The following is a 22,389-nucleotide window of genomic DNA, read 5'->3' as shown; positions in this document are numbered from 1 at the left end:
CTCACAGGTAAATCCTGTGGGGTTTTGTTTTTGTGCCTGTACAAAACGAAAACCCTCGCCGATATTGCGGCGAGGGTTTTTTGTTTTGGGGCGTCGCCGCGGGCTTACCGCGGCATGTACTGCTGGCGTTCGATGCCGTGGCGCTGCAGCTTGTCGTAGAAGGTCTTGCGCGGAATGCCCAGCGCTTCCAGCGTCGCCTTGATGTCGCCCTGGTGCGTGGCCAGGGCTTCGCGGATGAGCTGGGCCTCGAAGCGTTCCATCCGTTCCGGCAGGCTGAGCGCGCCTGCGGCGGCGGCCGGCGCCGCCGTGGGCGGGGCGTTCAGCACGCCCAGCACCACGCGTTCGGCGAAATGCGCCAGTTCGCGCACGTTGCCGGGCCAGTCGTGCGTCAGCACGTGCTGCTTGATGGACGCGGGCATCTCGGGGATGTCGCGGTGGAAGCGTCGCGAGGCATGCCCGAGATAGTGGGCGAACAGCAGCGGGATGTCCTCGCGGCGCTCGCGCAGCGGAGGAATCCGTATCGTGACCACGTTGAGGCGGTAGAACAGGTCCTCGCGGAATTTGTCGCGGATCGTGGGGCTGCCCAGGTCTTCCTTGGTGGCCGCGACCACGCGCAGGTCCAGGCTGCGCACTTCGTTGCTGCCCAGGGGCGTGATCTGGCGGGATTCGAGCACGCGCAGCAGCTTGACCTGGATGGCCAGCGGCATGCTTTCGATTTCATCCAGGAACAGCGTGCCGCCGCTGGCGTGTTCGATGCGCCCGATGCGTTTTTTCTGGGCGCCGGTGAACGCGCCGGCCTCGTGGCCGAAGAGTTCGCTTTCGATCACGCTTTCGGGCAGCGCGCCGCAGTTGATCGCCACCAGCGGGCGGTCGCGGCGGCGGCTCAGGCGGTGCAGCGCGGTGGCCACCACTTCCTTGCCGGTGCCGGTTTCGCCTTCGACCAGCACGTCCACGTCGGCGTCCGCGATATGGCGCAGCGTCTGCTTGATGCGCTGCATGGCCGGTGCGGTGCCGATGAAGGGCACCTCGTCGGCCTCCACGGCGAAGGCGGCTTCGCGCAGGCGGCGGTTCTCCAGCACCAGGCGGCGTTTTTCCGCGGCGTGCGCGATCGCGGTGACCAGCCGTTCGGCCGCATAGGGCTTGGCCAGGAAGTCATAGGCGCCGTCGTGCATGCATTGCACGGCGGTGGCGATGTCGCCGTGCCCGGTGATCAGGATGACCGGAATGTCGGGATCGATGTCGCGCACCCGGCGAAACAGCTGCAGGCCGTCGATGTCGGGCATGCGGATGTCGGTCACCACCACGCCGTCGAATTCACGGGTCAGCGCGGCCAGCGCGGGACGCGCGCCGGCGTGGGCGTCCACGGACATGCCGTGCAGCTTGAGTGTCTGGGCATTGGCGCGCCGCAGTTCGTCGTCGTCGTCGATGAAGAGGACGTGCGGGGACGCGGATTCAGGGACTGGTTTCATGGGCAGGGTTCGCGGCAAGGTCCTGGCCGGGCGCCTTGCGCAGGCTCAGGACGAAGAGGGCGCCACCGTCGGCCGGGTCCGCGACGTCCAGCTGGCCGCCGAATTCGGCGACCAGATCGCGGCAGATGACCAGGCCCAGGCCCAGCCCTTCCGGCTTGGTGGTGTGGAAAGGCGTGAAGAGGCGGGCGCGCGCCTGCGCCGACAGGCCGGGGCCGTTGTCGCCGACCTGGACCTGCACGCATTCGCCGAGGTCCCGCAACGTCACGACGATGCGGCCGTCGGCCTGCCCGTCCAGCGCCTCCAGGGCGTTCTGCAGCAGATTGACCAGGACCTGTTCGAGCCGGATGCGGTTGGCTTGTACCTGGTAGTTCTGGCCCTCGGGCGGGCGCTGCAGGGCCACCGACTGGCGCCGCGCGCGCGGGCCGACCAGCAGCAGCGCGCCTTCGAGGCAATCCTTGAGGCTGGTGGGCCCGACCGCGGTGCCGGCCTTGCGCGAGAAGGCGCGCAGCTCGCCGGTGATGTGGCCGATGCGCTCGGTCAGGGAGGCGATGGTGTGCAGGTTCTCGCGCGCCGAGCCCTCGTCATGCCGGCGCAGGAATTCGGCGGCGTTGTCGGCGTAGGCGCGTATCGCGGCCACGGGCTGGTTGATCTCGTGCGCGACGCCGGCGGCGACCTGGCCCAGCAGCGCCAGCTTGCTGGCTTGGACCAGTTCTTCCTGCATGGTGTGCAGGCGGGCGTCGGTGCGCTGGCGCTGGTCCATTTCTTCGATGAGCTGCTCGTTCACTTCCAGCAGCTGCGCGGTGCGCTCGTCGACCAGGGCGGCGAGCTGTTCATGGATGACCGCCTGCTGCTGCGCGCGCTCGCGCTGGCGATGGCGGCGCAGCAGGACGATGCCGACGATGGCGGCCAGCGCGCTTTGCGCGAGCAGCGCGCCCAGCTGCGCGTTGGCGGTGGCCTGGTTGATGGACGACTGCACCGGCGAGAGCAGGTGCAGGGTCCAGCCTGGCGATTCCGCGATGGGCAGCGTCGTATGCAATAGCGGCGCGCCGTCCGGGATCTGGGGCAGGGCGGCGTCGGTGCGCACCAGTTGGCCGTTGCTTGCGGCCAGCAGCGTGGGCCGCAAGGGCAGCGGCTGGAAGCGGGCGTCGCCGAACTGCAGGCTGGTGCGCAGCTTTTGCGCCAGATCGGACGCCAGCGGCGCCAGCACCTTGAAGCGCCAGTCGGAGACGCTGCCCAGCAATACCACGCCGTGTTCGTCGGTGACGAAGATCGGCGCGTTGGACTGGCGCCAGTCGGCCTCCAGTTCGCGGAAATCCACTTTCAGCACGACCACGCCCAGCAGCCTGCCGCCGACGCCGTCCACGCGCCGCGCCAGGTACAGGCCGGCCTCATGGCTGATGGTGCCCAGCGCGAAATGTTCGGCCGAGCCCTGCGCCACCGAACCCTGGAAATAAGGCCGGAACTGGTAGTCCACGCCGACGAAGGTGGCGGGCTCGCGCCAGTTGCTGGCGGCGATCGCCAGCCCTTTGCGGTCCAGCACGTAGATGGCCGAGGCGCCCACGCCGCGGCTGAGCGAGTCGAGCTTTTCGTCCAGCGGCACGACCTGGCCCGGCGCGGGGTTTTCGAGCGCGGCGCGCACGTCCACGTCGCGGGTCAGCACGAAGGGCAGGGCGCGGAATTTGTCGAGATTATTGCGCAGCAGGGCCGCGTTGACCTGGGCCGCGCCGCGCGCCTGCGCCGCGGCGTTCGTCAGGGCCTCGTCGCGGGCCCAGAGCGTGGCGGCGTGCAGCACGCCGAACACCAGCGCGACGGCCAGCACGATGCCGCCGGCGCGCCAGAGCCAGGCGAACTTGCGCCGCCTGGCGCCCGGTCGGGGCGGCAGCGCCGGGGCGGCGGGGGTGGAGGCGGGGCGGGGCATGATGTGTGCGGGTTTTCGCACATTCTATATCTTTTTTGTGTGGAATCTCGCCAGAATGCCAGTTTCCGCTTTCCGGAAAGTAGAAAAAATTCCTTTTCGATCAATGGCTTGTGTATGGGCGGACGCACGCCGTCGGGCTGGCATGGCGATTGCATAAGTCGGGGCAAGCCGCGCTCCGACGCGCGGTGACATGGGCCCGGAAGCAGTGCGCCGGGCCACAAAACAGATAACGCCCCGTCGCCCGCCGCGCAACGCCGTCCGGAGCAAGGGGCTTTGGTGGGGACAAATCCCAATGATCGACGTGGATCAAGTCGCGCCCGCGCGCAAGCTCAAGTTCTATCAAATCCTTTATGTGCAGGTGATCTTCGCCATCGTGGTCGGGGTGCTGCTGGGCGCATTCAAGCCCGAGCTCGGCCAGCAGATGCAGCCGCTGGGCGACGCCTTCATCAAGCTGGTCAAGATGATCATCGCTCCCGTGATCTTCCTGACCGTGGCCACCGGCATCGCCGCCATGAGCGACCTCAAGAAGGTCGGCCGGGTCGCCGGCAAGGCCATGCTGTACTTCCTGTGCTTTTCCACGCTGGCGCTGATCGTGGGCATGATCGTCAGCCACGTGGTGCAGCCCGGCGCGGGCATGCACATCGACCCGAGCACGCTGGACCAGAAGGCGGTGTCGGGCTATGTGGCCAAGGCGCATGATTCCACCGTCACCGGCTTTCTGATGAACGTGATCCCCACGACCATCTTCAGCCCGTTCGTGGGCGGCGACATCCTGCAGGTGCTGTTCGTGGCGGTGCTGTTCGGCATTTCGCTGGCCATGGTGGGCGAGCGCGGCAAGCCGATACTGTCGTTCATGACCGCATTGGCCCAGCCGGTGTTCCGGCTGGTGGCCATCCTGATGAAGGCCGCTCCCATCGGCGCGTTCGGCGCCATGGCGTTCACCATCGGCAAGTACGGCATCAAGTCCATCGTCAACCTGGCGATGCTGGTGGGCACGTTCTACGCGACCTCGGTGCTGTTCGTGGTCGTGGTGCTGGGACTGGTGGCGCGTTACAACGGCTTTTCGATCCTGAAGCTGGTGCGCTACATCCGCGAGGAACTGCTGCTGGTGCTGGGCACCAGCTCGTCGGAAGCGGCGCTGCCCACCCTGATGCAGAAGATGGAACGCGCCGGCTGCTCGAAGTCGGTGGTCGGCCTGGTGGTGCCCACCGGCTACTCGTTCAACCTGGACGGAACCAACATCTACATGACGATGGCCGCGCTGTTCATCGCGCAGGCCTGCGATATCCCGCTGTCGCTGGGCGACCAGATCCTGCTGCTGCTGGTGGCGATGCTGAGCTCCAAGGGCGCCGCGGGCGTGACCGGCGCGGGCTTCATCACGCTGGCCGCGACCCTGTCGGTGTTGCCCACGGTGCCGGTCGCCGGCATGGCGCTGATCCTGGGCGTGGACCGCTTCATGTCCGAATGCCGCGCGCTGACCAACCTGGTCGGCAACGCGACCGCCACCGTCGTGGTCGCGCGCTGGGAGGGCGAACTGGACAAGGAGCGGCTGGACGCCGCGCTGGCCGGCGATCCGCAGCCGCTGCCCGCCGTGGCTCCGACGGCCGCCGAGCCGCAGCCCATGCTCGGCGAGCCGATCAGCCAGGCCTGAGCCGGGCCGGCATGAAAAAACCCCGCGGTCAGCCCGCGGGGTTTTGTTTTTTCCGAGACAGACGCTTCAGGGCGTGCGGATGCCGGCGGCGCGCAGCAGGTTGGCGGTTTCGAACACCGGCAGGCCCATCACGCCGGTGTAGCTGCCCGAGATATGCGAGATGAACGTGCCGGCCAGGCCCTGGATGCCGTAGGCGCCGGCCTTGCCGTAGGGTTCGCCGCTGTCGCAGTAGCGGCCGATTTCGTCGTCCGTCAGGTCGCGCATGCGGACTTCGGTGATGGAAACCGCCTCCAGCAGTTGCTCGCCGGTCCAGACCGCGACGGCGGTGCGAACTTCGTGGGCGGCGCCCGACAGCGCGCGCAGGATGCGCTGGGCGTCGGCGCGGTCCGCGGGCTTGCCCAGGACCTGGCCGTCCAGGATCACGGTGGTGTCGGCGGCCAGCAACGGCAGGCGCGGCAGACGGTTTTCATGCATCCAGTCGCGTCCGCGCAGCGCCTTGTCGCGCGCGGTGCGCTGGACGTAGTCGGCGGCGCTTTCGCCGGGATGTTGGGGTTCGTCCTCGCCCGGCGGAGCCGGCACCCGCAGCACTTCGTGGGGCAGGCCGATCTGCGTCAGCAGTTCGCGCCGCCTGGGGCTGGCCGAGGCGAGGTAGAGGCGGGCGGTCGGGGTGGCTGTGTCGGTCATTGCTACGGCGAGGCCGGGCCGTTCAGGCGCGATGATAGGGATGGTTGGTCATGATGGCCCAGGCCCGGTAGAGCTGCTCGGCCAGCACCACGCGCACCATGGGGTGCGGCAGCGTCAGCGAAGACAGCCGCAGCTGGCCGCTGCAGGCGGCTTTCAGTTCGGGGTCCAGGCCGTCCGGGCCGCCGACCAGGAAGGCCACGTCCTGGCCGCCGGCGCGCCATTGCTCCAGCTTTTGCGACAGGGCCATGGTGGTGAGGTCGCGGCCGCGTTCGTCCAGCGCCAGGCGCAGGACGCCGGCGGGCAGGGCGGCGTCGATCCGCTTGGCCTCGGCCGCCATCATCTGGGCCGGCGTCTTGCCGCTGTTGCGGGGTTCGGGCTTGATCTCGCGCAGTTCCAGCGCGCAATCGGCGGGCAGGCGCTTGGCGTAGTCGTCCCAGGCGGTCTGCACCCAGTCCGGCATGCGCGTGCCCACGGCCACGACGATGAGCTTCACGGCGCGCTCAGTAGTCGGTGCCGCCGTAGGCGCTGTCGCCGGCGATGGGCGCGGGGCGGGTGGATTCCGGCAGCAGCTTGACGCGCACCGGCTTGCCGCCCCAGATTTCTTCCAGGTTGTAGTACTGGCGGATGGCCGGCTGCATGATGTGCACGACCACGTCGCCCAGGTCGACCACGACCCATTCGCCGGTGTCTTCGCCTTCGATGGTGATGCCGGACAGGCCGAGCGCGCGGCCGCGGTCGGACACGCTGGAGGCCAGCGCGCGGGTCTGGCGGTTGGAGGTGGCGCTTGCAATCACGACGCGATCGAACAGGCTGGTCAGATGCGTGGTGTTGAAAACCTTGATGTCTTGCGCCTTGACGTCTTCGAGGGCGTCGATGACGGCGCGTTGGAGTTTTTGTATATCCATAACTGTAAATATAACCCGCGCAGGGTCAGCGAGAGGCTGGCTTTGGGACGTTTGGAACGCCCGGCGGGTGGGGTTTATCGGTAGAGATGGTGCGCCGCAATATACGCGGCGACGGGCGGCGCGAGCAGGCCTTCGGTGGATGCGCCGCGCGCCAGGCGCTGGCGGATGTCGGAGGCCGATACCGGCATGGGCGCGAACGGCAGTTCCTGCAATTCGCGGCCCAGGGCGCCGAGGTGCCGGGCCAGTTCCGGCGGTGCGGCCAGCGGCGTGCCGGGACGGGTGGCCACGGCCAGGTCCACCAGGCTGGCGATGTCCTGCCAGTTGCGCCAGGTGCAGAAATTGGCGAGTTGGTCGGCGCCCAACAGCCAGACGTAGCGCGCCCCGCCAGGCAGGGCGCGCAGGGTGTCGAGGGTGTAGGTGGCGCCGCCACGTTCGATTTCGATCGGGTTGACGGCCAGCCCGGCATGGCCGGCGATCGCCAGTTCCAGCATGTCCAGGCGCTGGCGGCCGGTGGCGTGCAGCGCGGCGCGCTGCCAGGGGTTGGCCGCCGGGATGAGCTGCACTTCGGCCAGGCCCAGCGCCTGCAGCGCGGTCTGGGCGAGCGCGATGTGCGCGATGTGGACGGGGTCGAAACTGCCGCCCAGGAGACCGATGCGTTTCAAACCCAGTCCCGCGGCTTGAGGTAGGCGGCCAGTTCGGCCTCGGGCGTGCCGGCCTGCGGCTGCCAGTCGTAGCGCCACTGCGCCAGCGGCGGCATGGACAGCAGGATGGATTCGGTACGTCCGCCCGATTGCAGGCCGAACAGCGTGCCGCGGTCGAACACCAGGTTGAATTCCACGTAGCGGCCGCGGCGGTAGGCCTGGAAGTCGCGTTCGCGCTCGCCGTAGGGCAGGGCGCGGCGGCGTTCCACGATGGGCATGTAGGCCGGCAGGAAGGCGTCGCCGACCGAGCGGGTCAGGGCGAAGGAGGCGTCGAAGCCCGGGGCGTTCAGGTCGTCGAAGAAGATGCCGCCGATTCCGCGGGTTTCGTTGCGGTGCTTGAGGAAGAAGTATTCGTCGCACCAGCGCTTGTAGCGTGGGTAGTAGTCGGCACCGTGGCCGGCCAGCGCGTCGCGGCATACGGCGTGGAAGTGGCGCGCGTCTTCCTCGAACGGATAGTACGGGGTCAGGTCCAGGCCGCCGCCGAACCAGAAAACGTCGGCTTCGTCGTGGCCGGGGCGCGCGGCCGCCGTGAACATGCGCACGTTCATGTGCGTGGTGGGCACGTGCGGATTGCGCGGGTGCAGCACCATGGACACGCCCATCGCCTCCCAGGAGCGGCCGGCGAGTTCCGGCCGGTGCGCGCTGGCAGAGGGCGGCAGCTTGGAACCCTGGACATGGCTGAACAGCACGCCGGCCCGTTCGAACAGCTGGCCGCCTTCGAGCAGGCGCGACAGGCCGCCGCCGCCTTCGGGACGCTGCCATTCATCGGCGCGGAAGGCGGCGCCTTCCGCTTCTTCCAGGGCGCCGACGATGCGGGCCTGCAAGCCGGTGAGGTAGTCCCGCACGGCGGAGACGGGCAAGGCGTTCATCGGCGGGCTCCGGTCAGGCGTTGGACTTGGACTTCTGCTGCGAGGGCTTGAGCGCGCGCCAGCCGATGTCGCTGCGGTACTGGCGGCCGTCGAAGTGCACGCCGTCTATGGTTTCGTAGACGCGGTCGCGGGCCATCTTGACCGAGTCGCCCAGGGCCGTGACGCACAGCACGCGGCCGCCGGTGGTCTTGATCTCGCCGTCCTCGATCCGGGTGGCGGCGTGGAACACCATGCAATCCTCGGCGTCGGCCGGCAGGCCGCGGATGGCGTCGCCGGTACGCGGCGTGCCCGGGTAGTTGTGCGCGGCCAGCACGGCGCCCAGCGCGGTGCGGCGGTCCCAGACGATGTCGGCCTGGTCCAGCGTGCCCTCGACGGCATGTTCCAGGGCGTCGAGCAGGTCGCTCTTGACCCGCATCATGATGGGCTGGGTTTCCGGGTCGCCCATGCGGCAGTTGAATTCCAGCGTCTTGATGGCGCGGTCGGGGTCGTCGCCGGGGGCGATCATCAGGCCGGCGTACAGGAAGCCGGTGTACGGAATGCCGTCGCGCGCCATGCCCTGCACGGTCGGCAGGATGATTTCGCGCATGATGCGGTGGTGCAGTTCGGGGGTGACGATGGGCGCGGGCGAATAGGCGCCCATGCCGCCGGTGTTGGGCCCCTGGTCGCCGTCGAGCAGGCGCTTGTGGTCCTGGCTGGTGGCCAGGGCCAGCACGTTGCGGCCGTCGCACATGACGATGAAGCTGGCTTCCTCGCCCACCAGGCATTCCTCGATGACCACGCGCGCGCCGGCCTCGCCCATGGAGCCGTCGCCCAGCATGGCGTCGATGGCGGCGTGCGCCTCTTCGAGCGTGGCGGCGACCACCACGCCCTTGCCCGCGGCCAGGCCGTCGGCCTTGATCACGATGGGGGCGCCTTCCTGGTCGATGTAGGCATGCGCCTGGGCCGGGTCGGTGAAGGTCTGGTAGCGGGCGGTGGGGATGTTGTGCCGCACCATGAAGGCCTTGGCGTAATCCTTGGAGCTCTCCAGCTGGGCGGCGGCCTTGGTCGGGCCGAAGATTTTCAGGCCGCGGGCGCGGAACACGTCCACGACGCCGGCGGCCAGCGGCGCTTCGGGGCCGACCACGGTGAGGGCCACGCCTTCGCGCTGCACGAAATCGGCCAGTTCCTCGGCATTGGTGAGCGGGATGTTCTCCATCTGCTCGGCCCGTTGCGTGCCGCCGTTGCCCGGGGCGACGTACACCTTGTGTACGCGCGGGGAGCGGGCCAGCCGCCAGGCGAGGGCATGTTCGCGGCCGCCCGAGCCAATAACCAGGAGTTTCATGTTGGGGTGAGTCTGAAGATAGCCATTCGGGGCCGGGATGGCCCGGCCCCGATTAACACCCCCGCGACGCAGCGCAGGGGAGGGAGGATTTACTGCGCTTCGTCGAAAACGACGGTGGTATAGACTTCCTGCACGTCGTCCAGGCCTTCCAGGGCGTCGAGCAGTTTCTGCATCTTGACGGCGTCTTCGCCGGCCAGTTCGGTTTCGTTCAGGGCCTTCATGACGATGCCGTCGACTTCGGCCTTCAGGCCGGCCTCGTCGAAGGCGCGGCGCACGGCGGCGTAGTCGGCCGGCGCGCAGACCACTTCGATCACGCCTTCCTCGTCGGTGGTCACGTCTTCGGCGCCGGCCTCGAGGGCGGCTTCCATGACCTTGTCTTCGGAGGTGCCGGGCGCGAACACGAACTGGCCGCAATGCTTGAACATGAAGGCCACCGAGCCTTCCTGGCCCAGGTTGCCGCCGTTCTTGGCGAAGGCGTGGCGCACTTCGGCGACGGTGCGGGTGCGGTTGTCGGTCATGCAGTCGACGATCACCGCCGCGCCGCCGATGCCGTAGCCTTCGTAGCGCACTTCCTCGTAGGCGTCGCCGTCGGCGCCGCCCGCCCCGCGCTGGATGGCGCGCTGGATGTTGTCCTTGGGCATGTTGGCGTCGGTGGCCTTGTCCCAGGCCATGCGCAGACGCGGATTGCTGTCGGGGTCGGGGCCGCCGGCGCGCGCCGCCACGGTGATTTCACGAATGATCTTGGTCCAGAGCTTGCCGCGCTTGGCGTCTTGGCGCCCTTTGCGGTGCTGAATATTGGCCCATTTGCTGTGTCCGGCCATGGCTTCCCAGGATAAATTGTCTGCAAAAATGGCATTTTACCGTGACGGCGGGCCGCGCGCCCGAGGGCCGGCCGCAAGCCCGCCCGCCTGTACCCTTATTGCCACGCGCACAAGCCGCGCGCGAGGCTCTACACTTGGGCATCCCTCAGTTTCCAGGTCCGGAGAGCCGCCCATGCCCAACCCCATCGTCATCGCCAAGAACGCCCAGGCCGAGCTGGCGCTGCTGCCCGCCCTGGCCAACCGGCACGGCTGCATCACCGGCGCCACGGGCACCGGCAAGACGGTGACGCTGCAGGTGCTGGCCGAGTCCTTTTCCCGCATCGGCACGCCGGTGTTCATGGCCGACGTCAAGGGCGACCTGACCGGTATTTCGCAGGCCGGCACGGCCAGCCCCAAGCTCATGGAACGCCTCAAGAACCTGGGCCTGGACGAGCCGGCCTGGGGCGCCAGCCCGGTGACGCTCTGGGACGTGTTCGGCGAGCAGGGGCTGCCGGTGCGCGCCACCGTGTCCGACATGGGGCCGCTGCTGCTGTCGCGCATCCTGGAGCTGAACGACACCCAGGAAGGCGTGCTGACGCTGGTGTTCAAGGTGGCCGACGACGAAGGGCAGCTGCTGCTGGACCTGAAAGACCTGCGCGCCATGCTCCAGGACGTGGCCGACCGCGCGGCGCAGCTCAAGACGCGCTACGGCAACGTGTCCTCGGCCAGCATCGGCGCCATCCAGCGCGGCCTCCTGGCCCTGGAGTCCCAGGGGGCGGAGCGCTTCTTCGGCGAGCCGATGCTGGACGTGGCCGACCTGATGCGCACCGACGCCCAGGGCCGCGGCATGGTCAACGTGCTGGCCGCCGACAAGCTGATGCAGGCGCCGCGCCTGTACGCGATTTTCCTGCTGTGGCTGCTGGCCGACCTGTACGAAAAGCTGCCCGAGGTGGGCGACATGGACCAGCCCAAGCTGGTGTTCTTTTTCGACGAGGCGCATTTGCTGTTCAACGACGCCCCGGCCGCGCTGCTGAACAAGATCGAGCAGGTGGTGCGGCTGGTCCGCTCCAAGGGCGTGGGCGTCTATTTCGTGACGCAGAACCCGCTGGACATTCCCGATACGGTGCTGGGCCAGCTCGGCAACCGCGTGCAGCACGCGCTGCGCGCCTTCACGCCGCGCGACCAGAAGGCGGTGAAGACGGCGGCGCAGACCATGCGGCCCAATCCCGGCCTGGACATCGAGGCGGCCATCACCGAACTGGGCGTGGGCGAGGCCCTGGTGTCGCTGCTGGACGCCAAGGGCCGCCCCATGCCCACCGAGCGCGCCTACATCGTGCCGCCGGCCAGCCGCATCGGCCCGGCCACCGACGCCGAGCGCCAGGCGCTGCGCCAGGGCAGCACGCTGGCCGCCAAGTACGAAAAAGCCATCGACCGCGAATCGGCCTACGAGGTGCTGGCCGGACGCGCGGCCAAGCCGGCCGAGGCGGCGCCGGGCGCGCAGCCCGAGGCCGGGCAGGGCGCCGGCCAGGCGCCGGCCGATGCCGGCGGCGGGCTGATGGACAGCCTGAACGATGTGCTGTTCGGCTCGACCGGACCGCGCGGCGGCAAGCGCGACGGCATCGTCCAGAGCGTGGCCAAGAGCACCATGCGCTCGATCGCGCGCGAGCTGACCCGCGGCATACTCGGGTCCCTGCTGGGCTCCAAGGGCCGGCGCTGAGGCGGATCGGGTAGCGGCTCGAAACGGGTTTTTTGTAAAAGGGCGGGCTGTCGCAGCGGCTGCGGTAAGCGAGGGTGTTGCGCCGTGCCCGTTTGTGTCTATCATTTCGGGCGGGGCATTCCCCAGGGTCTGCGCAAGGCTTTCCGTAGCCTTTTCCACAGGCGGACCCGGTAAAAAACAGAGGAAGACGCGGTGTCAAAGAAACACAAGATTGCAGTAATCCCCGGAGACGGAATCGGCAAGGAAGTCGTGCCCGAAGGCCTGAAAGTGCTGGACGCGGTGGCCACGCGCTTCGGCATCGATTTCCAGTGGGACCATTTCGACTGGAGCTGCGACTATTACGCCAAGCACGGCGCCATGATGCCGGACGACTGGCAAGCCCGTATCGGCCAGCACGAAGCCATTTTCTTCGGCGCCATCGGCTGGCCCGCCACCGTGCCCGACCACGAGGCGCTGTGGGGTTCGCTGTTCAAGTTCCGCCGCGAATTCGACCAGTACATCAACCTGCGCCCGGTGCGCCTGATGCCCGGCGTGCCGTCGCCGCTCAAGGACCGCAAGCCCGGCGAGATCGATTTCTACATCGTGCGCGAGAACACCGAGGGTGAGTACTCCAACAGCGGCGGCCGCCTGTTCGCCGGCACCGAGCGCGAAGTCGTCATCCAGGAAAGCGTGTTCACCCGCGTGGGCGCCGACCGCGTCCTGAAGTTCGCGTTCGAGCTGGCGCAAAAGCGCGGCAAGCACCTGACCGCGGCCACCAAGTCCAACGGCATTTCGATTTCCATGCCGTGGTGGGACGAGCGCGTGGCCGACGTGGCGCGGAGCTATCCCGACGTGCGCTGGGACAAATACCACATCGACATCCTGTGCGCGCACTTCGTGCAGCACCCCGACTGGTTCGACGTGGTGGTGGCCTCCAACCTGTTCGGCGACATCCTGTCCGACCTGGGACCGGCCTGCACCGGGACCATCGGTATCGCGCCGTCGGCCAACCTGAACCCCGACCGCAAGTTCCCGTCCCTGTTCGAGCCGGTGCACGGTTCGGCGCCGGACATTTATGGCAAGGGCATCGCCAATCCGATCGGCCAGATCTGGAGCGGGGCGCTGATGCTCGATTTCCTGGGTTACCCCGAGGCTTCGGCCGCCGTCGTCAAGGCGATCGAAACGGTATTGGCCGAAGGCCCGCGCACGCGGGACATGCAGGGCAATGCCTCGACCGCCGAGGTCGGCAGCGCGATCGCGTCGCTGATCGCGGCCGGCTGAGGGCGGCCCGAGCTCAGGGCTTTAGGCTAGTAGATGGAAGATTCGGCTTTTTCCTCCCCCGCCGTCCATGTGGGCGGCGGGCGGGCTGACCGGTTCGTGCGCAAGCTTTTCCGCTTGCTGCGCTCGCGCACGCAGCGGCACAACCAGCATTTGTGGCCCTTCGTCCGGATCTGGCGCGACCGCGCCGGCGCGATTTGCGGGTTTCGCGCCTTCGGGCGCTCGCTGCCGGTCACGCCGCTGCGGCAGGGATACGACCCCGCCGACGTCACCATGCATCTGATCCTGAGCGGCCCCTCGGTCGCCCAGATCCCCTACGACCGGCTCGACATCCGCGCCGCCATGGGCGTCAACGGCGCCATCGCGCTGGCGCGCAAGTTCGACCTGCCGTTCAAGTACTACTGCATCATCGACCAGAATTTCGTCAGGGACCGCATCGACCTGGTGCGTGAAATCGTCTCGCGCGACCTGACGCTTTACGTCCTGCCCGAGGTGCTGCGCTACATCATGCAGGGCATCCCGCAGGAATCGATCCGCTGCCGCGTCTGCATCATCGAATTGATTTCCGAGCGCGCCTACCAGCGCAGCGCCGCGCCGTCCGTCCTCAAGCGCATGGCCGCGGTCACGCCCGACGTGCAGCTGCTGGACGCCAAGCAGGGGCTGGGCTACAGCTTCGACGCGGCGCTCGGCGTGTTCGACGCCGACACCGTGGCCTATGCGGCCCTGCAGGTGCTGATCTCGGGCGGCGCCCGCCAGATCTACGTGCACGGGCTGGACCTGACGCTGCAGAACGGGCTGCGTTTCTACGACGAGGGGCAGACGCCCCAGGCCAGCCGGCTGGCGCGCAATTTCGCCCAGCTGATCGAGCCGTCCTTCCGCTTCGCGTCCGCGCAATGGCGCGCCCGGGGCGTCTCGGTGTTCAACCTGTCGCCCATCAGCGCGCTGTCGGCCGACATCATCGAACGCCTAGACTGGCAGACCTTGCTAAAGGAATAACCCTCGCCGGCAAACACCGCCGCCCGATCGGGGGCACAGCGGATCCGGCTCCGCCGGTCCGCCAGTGCCGCCCCCTGGGGGGCCCGCGTCAGCGGGTAGGGGGGGACCCAATCAATGTGCTCCGGCTGCCGCCTCGGCTGCGCCGCCGCCGCCGCCCTGGGCCGAGCGCGGGCGCGCGAACCATACCAGTCCGGTCAATGCCAGGAAGATGATCGCCGACGCGTAGAACACGTCCAGCGCCGACATGGTGAAGGCCTGGCCGTTGATCATGCCGTCTATCATGCTGAGCGCCTGCTGGTGCGACACGCCCAGGCTGTTCTGCAGCGTGTTCAGCGTATGGTCGAAGGCCGGCTCGCCGGGGCGGGCCGCTTCGGTCAGCTGGGCGTGGTGCATGGTGGCGCGGTTTTCCCACAGCGTGGTGGAGATCGAGGTGCCGAACGCGCCGGCGGTCAGGCGCAGGAAGTTCGACAGGCCCGAGGCCGCGGGAATGCGCCATGGCTCGATGCTGGTGAGCGTGATCGCGGTCAGCGGCACGAAGAAGGCCGCCATCGCCGCGCCCTGGATGATGGTCGGCGTCATCAGGGTGCGCACGTCGGTCTGCGTATTGAAGCCCGAGCGCATGAAGCACACCAGCGCGAAGATCAGGAAGGCCACCGTCACGATCTGGCGCGGGTCGCGCGTGGCCAGCATCCGGCCGACGATGGGCGTGAGCAGGATGGCCAGCAGGCCCACCGGCGCGGTCACCAGGCCGGCGTAGGTGGCCGTATAGCCCATATTGCTTTGCAGCCATAGCGGCAGCAGCACCACGTTGCCGAAGAACACGCCGTAGGCCACCGCCAGCGTCAGCGCGCCGACCGTGAAGTTGCGGATCTTGAAGAGCCGCAGGTCCACCACGGGGTGGGCGTCGGTCAGTTCCCAGATCAGGAAGAAAACGAAGGCCACGAAGGCGATCGCGGCCAGCGCGATGATGGTGGAGCTGGCGAACCAGTCCAGTTCCTTGCCCTTGTCCAGCATGATCTGCAGCGCGCCCACCCAGACCACCAGCAGCGCCAGGCCCACCTTGTCGATCGGCAGCTTGCGGGTCTGCGATTCGCGGTTGCCGTAGATGCGCCAGCTGATCCAGGCGGCCAGCAGGCCCACCGGCACGTTGATGTAGAAGATCCACGGCCAGGTGTAGTTGTCGGAGATCCAGCCGCCCAGCAGCGGCCCGGCCACGGGCGCGACCAGCGTGGTCATGGACCAGACCGCCAGCGCCATGCCCGACTTGGACTTGGGGAAGCTGGCCAGCATCAGCGCCTGCGACAGCGGGATCATGGGGCCGGCGACCGCGCCCTGCAGCACGCGGAACGCGATCAGCGCCTCCAGCGACGGCGAGAAGCCGCAAAGCCACGAGGCCAGCACGAATAGCAGCGTCGAGATCAGGAACAGGCGCACCTGGCCGAAGCGCTGCGTCAGCCAGCCGGTCAGCGGCACCGTGATGGCGTTGGCGACGGCAAACGAGGTGATGACCCAGGTGCCCTGGCTGGTGCTGACGCCCAGGTCGCCCGAGATGGTGGGGATGGACACGTTCGCGATCGAGGTGTCCAGCACGTTCATGAACACCGCGGTCGACAGCGCGATCGAACCGATGATGCGGGTCGCGCCTTCGAGCGGCGGATGGGCGCCCGGTGGCCGGGCGGGCTGGGGGGCGGCTGCCGCGCCCGCGGGCTGGGCGGTGGCGTTCATGATGCGAGGTTGGCCTTGATGATTCTGGCGATCATGGCGTCGACTTCGTCATGGGCCGGCTCGAAGGCGCGGGTCGACCAGACCGGCTCCTTACGTTCGGCCTGCGTCAGCGGCTCGCCTTCCTGCTTGCCCACGTCGACTTCCACGTCCATCGACAGGCCCACGCGCAGCGGGTGCTTTTTCAGGTCTTCCGGGTCCAGCGCGATGCGCACGGGCACGCGCTGCACCACCTTGATCCAGTTGCCGGTGGCGTTCTGGGCCGGCAGCAGCGCGAAGGCGCTGCCGGTGCCGGCGTCCAGGCCGGCGACGGTGCCGTGATAGGTCACCGAGCTGCCGTACAGGTCGGCCACCAGCTTGGCCGGCTGGCCGATGCGCATCTTGCGCAGCTGGCCTTCCTTGAAATTCGCTTCCACCCAGACCTGGTCCAGCGGCACCACCGTCATCAGCGCCGAGCCGGGGGCGACCCGCTGGCCGACCTGCACGCTGCGCCGGGCCACGATGCCGGCCACCGGCGCGGGCAGCACGGTGCGCGACTGCGCCAGCCAGGCGTTGCGCAGGCCAGCCTCGGCCTGGCGCACGTCGGGATGCTCGGCCACCGTGGTGCCCTGGGTCAGGGCCTGGTTGGTCTCCAGCTTGGCGCGCGAGGCCGCCAGCGCGGCGCGCGCCTGGGCCAGGCCGGACTGGGCCGACTTCAGCGCGACTTCGGCGTGCAGGATTTCCTCGCCGCTGACGCCGCCAGACTTGGCCAGCAGCTGGCGGCGCTTGACGTCGCTCTGGGCGCGGTTGAGTTCAGCCTCCGCGCGCAGGATGTCGGCGCGGCGCAGGTCCACGTCGGCGGCCAGCGCGTCGTTCTGGACATAGATGGTGCGCACCTGGCGCACGGTCTGCGCGAGCTTGGCCTGGGCCTGTTGCAGGGCCACGTCGGTGTCGGCGGGGTCCAGCCGCACCAGCGGCTGGCCGGCGGCGACGGTTTCCGTGTCGTCGGCCTCGATGGCCACGACCGTGCCAGGCACCTGGGGCGTGATCTGCACCAGGTTGCCGTGCACGTAGGCGTCGTCGGTGCTTTCGAAGTGGGCGCCGAACAGCACCCACCAGATGCCGTAGGCGATCGCGACGAGTATGAAGGCCCCGGTGGCCAGCAGCAGCAGGCGTTTACGGGCGGGATTGGCGGCGGGAGTGGCAGCGGTCATGACGTCTGAATCCGGGGAGCGTTCAATGAGTGGAAGACGTGGCGGGTTCGGACCCGGCGGCGGGGACGTAGCCTCCGCCCAGGGCATTGGCCAGGTTGGCGTCGAGCTGGTAGGCGCGGATGCGCAGATCGGTTTCCAGGCGCGCCTGAGTCAGCACGCCGGTCTGCGCGATGAGCACGGAGATGTAGTTGCCCATGCCGGCCTTGTAGCGCTTGACGGCCAGGTCGTAGGCCGCGTCGATGGCTTCGCGGGCCTGGCGCTGCTCGGCCTTTTCGCGGTCCAGCAGGCGCAGGGCGTCGAGCGCGTCGGCCACCTGGCGCACCGCGTCCAGCACGGTCTGGTTGTAGTCCGAGACGGCCAGGTCGGCGTCGGCGCGGCGGCCGGCCAGATTGGCGTTGAGTTCGCCGCCGTGGAAGATCGGCAGCGTGACCGCCGGGCCGAACCCGGCCATGCGGGCGTCGGCGCCCAGCAGGTTGCCGGTGCCCATGGCCTGGAAGCCGGCGAAGGCCACCAGGTTCACGTTGGGATAGAACTCGGCCTTGGCGCTGTCGATGGCGTGGCGGGCGGCTTCGGCGCGCCACTTGGCGGCGGCGACGTCGGGACGATGGCCCAGCAGGTCCAGCGGCACGCTGGCCGGCAGGCCGCCGGCCGGCGCGGTCAGCGCGACCGGCGTCAGGGACTGTCCGCGCTGCGGTCCGGCGCCAGCCAGCGCCGCGACCTGGTTGCGCAGTTGGGCCAGCGTGGTTTCGGTCTGGGTCAGCTCGACCTTGCCGGCGGCCAGCGAGGATTCCGCCTGTTTGACCTCCACCTGCGTGTCCAGCCCGGCGCCGTAGCGGCCCTGGGTCAGTTCCAGCACTTCGGCGCGCTGCGCCAGCACTCGCTGGAGCACGTCGCGCTGGGCGAAGGCGTTCTGCAGGTTCAGGTAGGCCCGCACCGTGGCGCTGGCCAGCAGGTTGCGCGCCGCCTGGGCGTCGGCCGCGGCGGCCTGCTGTTCCGAGACCGCCGCCTTCAGGCGCGAGCGGTTCTTGCCCCAGAAGTCCAGCTCGTAGCTGAAGTCCAGCGCCAGCCGGTTGTCGCTGACCACCGAGCCGCCCATCGGCGCCGGGTAGATGTAGTCCTTGGACAGGTGCTCGCGCGTCAGGGTGTAGTTGGCGTCCACGCGCGGCAGCAGCGGCGCGCGCGCCGAACTGACGGCGGCGTTGGCCCGCGCCAGGCGCGCCTGGGCCGCGCTCATCGAAGGGTTGTTTGCCAGCGCCTCGTCCAGCAGGGCGTCGAGCTGCGGATCGCCGTAGCGCTGCCACCAGCGGTCGGTGGGCCAGTCGGCGTCCTGGGCGGTGAGCCCCAGCTTGGCCGCGTCCAGCGCCGCCACGGGTTCGGGCCCGGGCTCGATCAGCGCGCAGCCGCCGAGGGCCAGCACCAATACAGCAGTAGAGAAAAGGCGTTTCATCCTGACGGTAAGCTGAAAATGATTGATTGATCTGTATTTGCCTAGGCAGGCATTATGCCAAAAAAGGCCCCTGCGATGCAGGGGGGGCGTGCCCGCCCCGGCGGCCTCAGGCCGAGCCGTTGGCCAGCATGCGGCGCAGGTAATGCATGAGCTGGGAGACTTCGTCGGCCGAAAATCCGCGCAGGTGATGGTTGAGCGAGCGGGCGATGTTGGCCGGGATCTCGCGCGCCTTGGCCTCTCCCAGTTCGGTGAGTTCGATCTTGACCACGCGGCGGTCTTCCTGGCTGCGCGTGCGCCGCAGCAGGCCCTTGGCCTCGAGGCGGTCCAGGGCGCGGGTCATGGCGCCGGTGTCCATGCCGTTGAGCCGGGCCAGCTCAGCCGGCGTGTCGGCGCGGCCCAGGTACACCAGCGCGATGGGGCGCCATTGCATGGCGGTGAGATCCAGCGGCGCCATTTCCTGGTCCAGCATGCGGTTCAGGGAATGGTGGACCTGCTTGATCAGGAAGCCGGCGTTTTCCTCCATCATGCAGCGGGTATCGCTGCGGTAGTGGACGGGGGTATCGGGCGTGGAAGAAGGAGGCGGCGCGGCATTCATGCGCCGAATTTTACTGCCTAGTCAGTTATTGTCAAGGTTGTGCTTTCATGGCAGCCTCTGCCTGCGCGCCTGCCGGGGGCTGCTTGCGCAGGCCCGACCAGACGATGGCGGCCACGATCAGCGCGGCCCCGGCCATCATGCGCGGCGTGGGCTGCTGGCTGAACAGCGCCCAGGCGAAGGCGATGGCGTAGACCGGCTCCAGCGCGATGACCAGCCCGGCGCTGCGGGCGTTGAGCCGCGTCAGGCTGGAGACGAACAGGTAGTGCGACAGCCCGGTGCAGAAGATGCCCAGCAGCGCCAGCCAGAACAGGTCCAGGGCCGGCAGCGCGGGCAGCTGGCCGGCGGCGAACGGCAGCAGCACCAGCGCCACGACCAGGTTCTGCCAGCAGGCCACCTGCATCGGGTCCATGCCCGAGGCCGAGCGGCGGTTGCTCAGCGCCAGCAGCGCGAAGCTCAGGCCCGACAGCAGGCCCCAGGCCAGGCCGATGGTGCCCTGGTCGGCCAGGTCGAACGAGGGCGTGACCAGCACCAGGCCGGCGGTCACCAGGCCCAGCAGCAGCCATTCGGCCAGCCGGATGCGTTCGCGAAACAGCAGGCCTTCGAACAGTGTGATGAAGGCCGGAAAACTGGCGAAGCCCAGCGTCGCGATGGCGATGCCGCCGACCTTGACCGAAATGAAGAACGTGACCCAGTGCACCGCCAGCAGCACGCCCGCCACCACCAGCACGAACAGCTGCGCCGGGGTCAGCGCGCCCAGCAGGGGTTTGCGCCGCATGCGGGCGAAAACGCCCAGCGCGAGCACCGCGAACACGGCGCGTCCCAGCGTGATGACGGCGGCGCTGGCCTGGATCAGTTCGCCGAAGACGCCGGTCAGGCCGAAGAGCACGGCGGCGATGTGGATGTAGGTCAGGGCGCGGTGTCTGGTCATGCGAGGCAGGTTGGAATGCATGGAAGCGGGGCGCCGGCACGAGAAAAGTATGGCGCCGAGCGTGCATTTATTTTTGCACTGAACATAAAATCATCGCATGAATCGCCTTGCCGAGTTTTCGCCGTTTTCCCGTCCCTCCAGCCGCGCGGCCGGATTCATCATGGCAACCCTGGGCGCGGTGCTGTTTTCGGCCAAGGCCATCGTCGTCAAATTCACCTATCGCTACGGCATCGACGCGGTCACGCTCATCGCGTTTCGCATGCTGTTCGCCATGCCGTTCTTCGCGGCCGTGGCCTGGGCCCAGTCGCGCCGCGCCGCGCGCGGCGAGATCGTGCGCCTGACGCCCAAAGAGCGCCTGCAGGTCTGCGTGCTGGGGCTGCTGGGTTATTACCTGTCGAGCTTCCTGGACTTCCTGGGGCTGCGCTACGTCACGGCCAGCCTGGAGCGGTTGATCCTGTTTCTCTCGCCCTCGCTGGTGGTGCTGCTGTCGGCCTTCTGGTTCAAGCGCCCGATCGAGCGCCGCCAGTGGATGGCCATGGTGCTGTCTTACGCCGGCGTGGTGCTGGTGTTCGCGCACGACCTGTCCTTCGGCGGAAGCGAGGTCTTCCTGGGGTCTTTATTCGTTTTCGGGTCGGCCGCAAGCTATTCTGTGTACCTGATCTGTTCGGGGGAACTGGTCAAGCGGATCGGCGCGACGCGGCTGGTGGCCTATGCCATGACGGTCTCGTGCGTGGCCTGCATCGTTCAGTTCTTCGCCGTGCATCCGCCGTCCATGCTGATCCAGCCGGCGGGGGTCTACGGCTATTCCGTGATCCACGCCACGATCAACACCGTGGTGCCGGTGTTCATGCTGATGTGGGCGGTGGCGCTGATCGGCGCGCCCACCGCCTCGCTGCTGGGCATGGTGGGGCCGGTGTCGGTGCTGTTCCTGGCCTCATGGTTCCTGCACGAGCCGATCACGGTGTGGCAGATGGCAGGCACGGTCCTGGTGCTGGCCGGCGTGTTCGCCTTGATGGGGGGCGCGGCGCCCGCCAAGCGGGGCGAGGCGCGGCCAGGGCGTTGAATCCGGTTTTTGTCGCTTAGTTCGCATTATTTCCATTGAAAGGAGGCCCGCATGGCCAGCAATCTCGTCAAGGCAATTCGTATCGAGCAGCACGGTGGTCCCGAAGTCCTGAAGCTGGCCGAGGTGGAGGTTCCGCCGCCCGCCGCCAACGAAGTCACCATCCGGCAGCACGCCGCCGGCCTGAACTTCATCGATATCTATTACCGCACGGGCTTGTATCCGCACCCGCTGCCCCACGGGCTGGGCTTCGAGGGCGCGGGCGAGGTGACCGCGGTGGGCGCCGACGTCAAGCACCTGAAGAAGGGCGACCGCGTCGCCTATGGCCAAAGCCCCATCGGCGCCTACGCCGAGGCGCGCAACGTGCCCGCCGCCCAGGTCGTCAAGGTGCCCAAGGGCATCGGTTTCGACGAGGCCGCCGCGCTGATGCTCAAGGGCCTGACCGTGCAGTACCTGTTCCGCCAGACCTACCGCCTGCAGGGCGGCGAAACCATTCTGTTCCACGCCGCCGCCGGCGGGGTGGGCCTGATCGCCTGCCAATGGGCCCGCGCGCTGGGCGTGAAGCTGATCGGCACGGTCTCCAGCCCCGAGAAGGCCGAACTGGCCCGCGCCAACGGCGCCTGGGAAACCATCGACTACTCGCGCGAAAACGTGGTCGAGCGCGTGCTGGAACTGACTGGCGGCAAGAAGGTGCCGGTGGTCTATGACGGCGTGGGCAAGGACACCTGGGAAACCTCGCTGGACTGCATCGAGCCGCGCGGCCTGATGGTCAGCTTCGGCAACGCCTCCGGCCCGGTGTCGGGCGTCAACCTGGCGACGCTGAACCAGAAGGGCAGCCTGTACGTGACCCGGCCCTCGCTGGGCATCCACGTCAACACGCTGGCCAAGCTGCAGGCCGCTTCCGAAGAACTGTTCGACCTGGTCCTGAAGAAGAAGATCAAGGTCCGCATCGACCAGCGCTACACGCTGGAACAGGCCGGTGAAGCGCAGACGGCGCTGGCCGGGCGCAAGACCACGGGCGCCACGGTGCTGATGCTGGATTGAGGCGGGGATGACGGCGCGCGGCCCCGGGCAGGGGCCGCGCGGGACCGGCAGGGGCGCGACTCCGCGTTCCTGCCGGTTTTTTTTCGCGCCGGCCGTGCGCAGAATGACAAAT

The 22,389-nt window shown here is 68.4% G+C and carries 20 protein-coding genes; 6 read left to right on the top strand and 14 right to left on the bottom strand.

Translation table 11 applies throughout. The features are described 5' to 3' along the window. Positions 1–104: 104 nt before the first annotated feature. Both AC1M14_RS18080 and AC1M14_RS18075 read right to left on the bottom strand, forming a co-directional pair. Positions 105–1,469, bottom strand: a complete 1,365-nt coding sequence (locus AC1M14_RS18080) for a sigma-54-dependent transcriptional regulator (RefSeq protein ID WP_479730203.1) — start codon at positions 1,467–1,469, stop codon at positions 105–107. After that, a complete protein-coding gene (locus AC1M14_RS18075) occupies positions 1,453–3,387 on the bottom strand; it encodes a sensor histidine kinase (protein ID WP_479730202.1) in 1,935 nt (644 codons plus the stop codon). The genes AC1M14_RS18080 and AC1M14_RS18075 overlap by 17 nt, the downstream gene beginning before the upstream one ends. A 292-nt stretch (positions 3,388–3,679) precedes the next feature. On the opposite strand from AC1M14_RS18075, the gene AC1M14_RS18070 reads away from it, so the two are divergent. Beyond that, entirely contained in the window at positions 3,680–5,038 is a 1,359-nt protein-coding gene (locus AC1M14_RS18070) for a dicarboxylate/amino acid:cation symporter (RefSeq protein WP_479730201.1), read from the top strand. Between the two features lie 66 nt (positions 5,039–5,104). Here the strand turns inward: AC1M14_RS18070 and AC1M14_RS18065 are convergent, their stop codons facing one another. From AC1M14_RS18065 to AC1M14_RS18035, 7 genes are all read right to left on the bottom strand, one after another. Beyond that, entirely contained in the window at positions 5,105–5,722 is a 618-nt protein-coding gene (locus tag AC1M14_RS18065; protein WP_479730200.1) for a Maf family protein, read from the bottom strand. A 22-nt stretch (positions 5,723–5,744) separates the two neighbouring features. Further along, positions 5,745–6,215, bottom strand: coding sequence for a 23S rRNA (pseudouridine(1915)-N(3))-methyltransferase RlmH (gene rlmH / locus AC1M14_RS18060; RefSeq protein WP_102771789.1), 471 nt, complete (start codon positions 6,213–6,215; stop codon positions 5,745–5,747). A 7-nt stretch (positions 6,216–6,222) separates the two neighbouring features. Next, the gene (gene rsfS, locus AC1M14_RS18055; protein WP_479730199.1) at positions 6,223–6,627 is read right to left on the bottom strand and encodes a ribosome silencing factor; all 405 of its coding nucleotides are present in this window, start codon (positions 6,625–6,627) and stop codon (positions 6,223–6,225) included. Positions 6,628–6,701: 74 nt separating this feature from the next. Then, positions 6,702–7,289, bottom strand: coding sequence for a nicotinate (nicotinamide) nucleotide adenylyltransferase (gene nadD, locus AC1M14_RS18050; protein ID WP_209164756.1), 588 nt, complete (start codon positions 7,287–7,289; stop codon positions 6,702–6,704). After that, entirely contained in the window at positions 7,286–8,197 is a 912-nt protein-coding gene (gene hemF / locus AC1M14_RS18045) for an oxygen-dependent coproporphyrinogen oxidase (RefSeq protein WP_102771786.1), read from the bottom strand. The genes nadD and hemF overlap by 4 nt, the downstream gene beginning before the upstream one ends. 13 nt (positions 8,198–8,210) lie before the next feature. Further along, a complete protein-coding gene (gene purD, locus AC1M14_RS18040) occupies positions 8,211–9,518 on the bottom strand; it encodes a phosphoribosylamine--glycine ligase (RefSeq protein WP_168202329.1) in 1,308 nt (435 codons plus the stop codon). An 89-nt stretch (positions 9,519–9,607) separates the two neighbouring features. Next, a complete protein-coding gene (locus AC1M14_RS18035; RefSeq protein WP_102771784.1) occupies positions 9,608–10,339 on the bottom strand; it encodes a YebC/PmpR family DNA-binding transcriptional regulator in 732 nt (243 codons plus the stop codon). Between the two features lie 172 nt (positions 10,340–10,511). Here AC1M14_RS18035 and AC1M14_RS18030 point away from each other — a divergent pair, with 172 nt between their 5' ends. From AC1M14_RS18030 to AC1M14_RS18020, 3 genes are all read left to right on the top strand, one after another. After that, positions 10,512–12,035, top strand: a complete 1,524-nt coding sequence (locus tag AC1M14_RS18030) for a helicase HerA-like C-terminal domain-containing protein (protein WP_111827216.1) — start codon at positions 10,512–10,514, stop codon at positions 12,033–12,035. Between the two features lie 192 nt (positions 12,036–12,227). After that, positions 12,228–13,295 (top strand): tartrate dehydrogenase, encoded by a 1,068-nt coding sequence (locus tag AC1M14_RS18025; protein ID WP_479730198.1) that lies wholly within the window; start codon positions 12,228–12,230, stop codon positions 13,293–13,295. Positions 13,296–13,328: 33 nt separating this feature from the next. Next, complete coding sequence (locus AC1M14_RS18020) at positions 13,329–14,288, top strand: hypothetical protein (RefSeq protein ID WP_111827217.1); 960 nt, start codon at positions 13,329–13,331, stop codon at positions 14,286–14,288. A 111-nt stretch (positions 14,289–14,399) separates the two neighbouring features. Here the strand turns inward: AC1M14_RS18020 and AC1M14_RS18015 are convergent, their stop codons facing one another. From AC1M14_RS18015 to AC1M14_RS17995, 5 genes are all read right to left on the bottom strand, one after another. Beyond that, positions 14,400–16,013 (bottom strand): DHA2 family efflux MFS transporter permease subunit, encoded by a 1,614-nt coding sequence (locus AC1M14_RS18015; RefSeq protein WP_111827218.1) that lies wholly within the window; start codon positions 16,011–16,013, stop codon positions 14,400–14,402. Then, entirely contained in the window at positions 16,010–17,203 is a 1,194-nt protein-coding gene (locus AC1M14_RS18010; RefSeq protein ID WP_111827219.1) for an HlyD/EmrA/EmrK family protein, read from the bottom strand. The genes AC1M14_RS18015 and AC1M14_RS18010 overlap by 4 nt, the downstream gene beginning before the upstream one ends. Positions 17,204–17,225: 22 nt before the next feature. After that, positions 17,226–18,650, bottom strand: coding sequence for an efflux transporter outer membrane subunit (locus AC1M14_RS18005; RefSeq protein ID WP_209164758.1), 1,425 nt, complete (start codon positions 18,648–18,650; stop codon positions 17,226–17,228). 106 nt (positions 18,651–18,756) lie between these two features. Beyond that, positions 18,757–19,245, bottom strand: coding sequence for a MarR family winged helix-turn-helix transcriptional regulator (locus tag AC1M14_RS18000; protein WP_479730197.1), 489 nt, complete (start codon positions 19,243–19,245; stop codon positions 18,757–18,759). A gap of 31 nt (positions 19,246–19,276) precedes the next feature. Then, complete coding sequence (locus AC1M14_RS17995) at positions 19,277–20,173, bottom strand: DMT family transporter (RefSeq protein ID WP_111827280.1); 897 nt, start codon at positions 20,171–20,173, stop codon at positions 19,277–19,279. Between the two features lie 97 nt (positions 20,174–20,270). Between AC1M14_RS17995 and AC1M14_RS17990 the strand changes: the two genes are divergently transcribed. Together AC1M14_RS17990 and AC1M14_RS17985 are read left to right on the top strand one after the other, a co-directional pair. Beyond that, positions 20,271–21,236: a DMT family transporter gene (locus tag AC1M14_RS17990; RefSeq protein WP_479730196.1), complete on the top strand. Its 966-nt coding sequence runs from the start codon at positions 20,271–20,273 to the stop codon at positions 21,234–21,236. 51 nt (positions 21,237–21,287) lie between these two features. Next, positions 21,288–22,277, top strand: a complete 990-nt coding sequence (locus tag AC1M14_RS17985; RefSeq protein WP_102771773.1) for a quinone oxidoreductase family protein — start codon at positions 21,288–21,290, stop codon at positions 22,275–22,277. Positions 22,278–22,389: the final 112 nt, after the last annotated feature.

The organism is Achromobacter sp. SX5, assembly GCF_056711425.1.
The sequence above is the reverse complement of the archived record's forward strand: the minus strand, read 5'-3'. Positions and strand labels throughout refer to the sequence as shown.

Coding starts and splice junctions, on each gene's coding strand:
- AC1M14_RS18080 (WP_479730203.1), bottom strand. CDS start 1,469: ATGAAACCAGTCCCTGAATCCGCGTCCCCGCACGTCCTCTTCATCGAC.
- AC1M14_RS18075 (WP_479730202.1), bottom strand. CDS start 3,387: ATGCCCCGCCCCGCCTCCACCCCCGCCGCCCCGGCGCTGCCGCCCCGA.
- AC1M14_RS18070 (WP_479730201.1), top strand. CDS start 3,680: ATGATCGACGTGGATCAAGTCGCGCCCGCGCGCAAGCTCAAGTTCTAT.
- AC1M14_RS18065 (WP_479730200.1), bottom strand. CDS start 5,722: ATGACCGACACAGCCACCCCGACCGCCCGCCTCTACCTCGCCTCGGCC.
- rsfS (WP_479730199.1), bottom strand. CDS start 6,627: ATGGATATACAAAAACTCCAACGCGCCGTCATCGACGCCCTCGAAGAC.
- hemF (WP_102771786.1), bottom strand. CDS start 8,197: ATGAACGCCTTGCCCGTCTCCGCCGTGCGGGACTACCTCACCGGCTTG.
- purD (WP_168202329.1), bottom strand. CDS start 9,518: ATGAAACTCCTGGTTATTGGCTCGGGCGGCCGCGAACATGCCCTCGCC.
- AC1M14_RS18035 (WP_102771784.1), bottom strand. CDS start 10,339: ATGGCCGGACACAGCAAATGGGCCAATATTCAGCACCGCAAAGGGCGC.
- AC1M14_RS18030 (WP_111827216.1), top strand. CDS start 10,512: ATGCCCAACCCCATCGTCATCGCCAAGAACGCCCAGGCCGAGCTGGCG.
- AC1M14_RS18020 (WP_111827217.1), top strand. CDS start 13,329: ATGGAAGATTCGGCTTTTTCCTCCCCCGCCGTCCATGTGGGCGGCGGG.
- AC1M14_RS18015 (WP_111827218.1), bottom strand. CDS start 16,013: ATGAACGCCACCGCCCAGCCCGCGGGCGCGGCAGCCGCCCCCCAGCCC.
- AC1M14_RS18010 (WP_111827219.1), bottom strand. CDS start 17,203: ATGACCGCTGCCACTCCCGCCGCCAATCCCGCCCGTAAACGCCTGCTG.
- AC1M14_RS18005 (WP_209164758.1), bottom strand. CDS start 18,650: ATGAAACGCCTTTTCTCTACTGCTGTATTGGTGCTGGCCCTCGGCGGC.
- AC1M14_RS18000 (WP_479730197.1), bottom strand. CDS start 19,245: ATGAATGCCGCGCCGCCTCCTTCTTCCACGCCCGATACCCCCGTCCAC.
- AC1M14_RS17995 (WP_111827280.1), bottom strand. CDS start 20,173: ATGACCAGACACCGCGCCCTGACCTACATCCACATCGCCGCCGTGCTC.
- AC1M14_RS17990 (WP_479730196.1), top strand. CDS start 20,271: ATGAATCGCCTTGCCGAGTTTTCGCCGTTTTCCCGTCCCTCCAGCCGC.
- AC1M14_RS17985 (WP_102771773.1), top strand. CDS start 21,288: ATGGCCAGCAATCTCGTCAAGGCAATTCGTATCGAGCAGCACGGTGGT.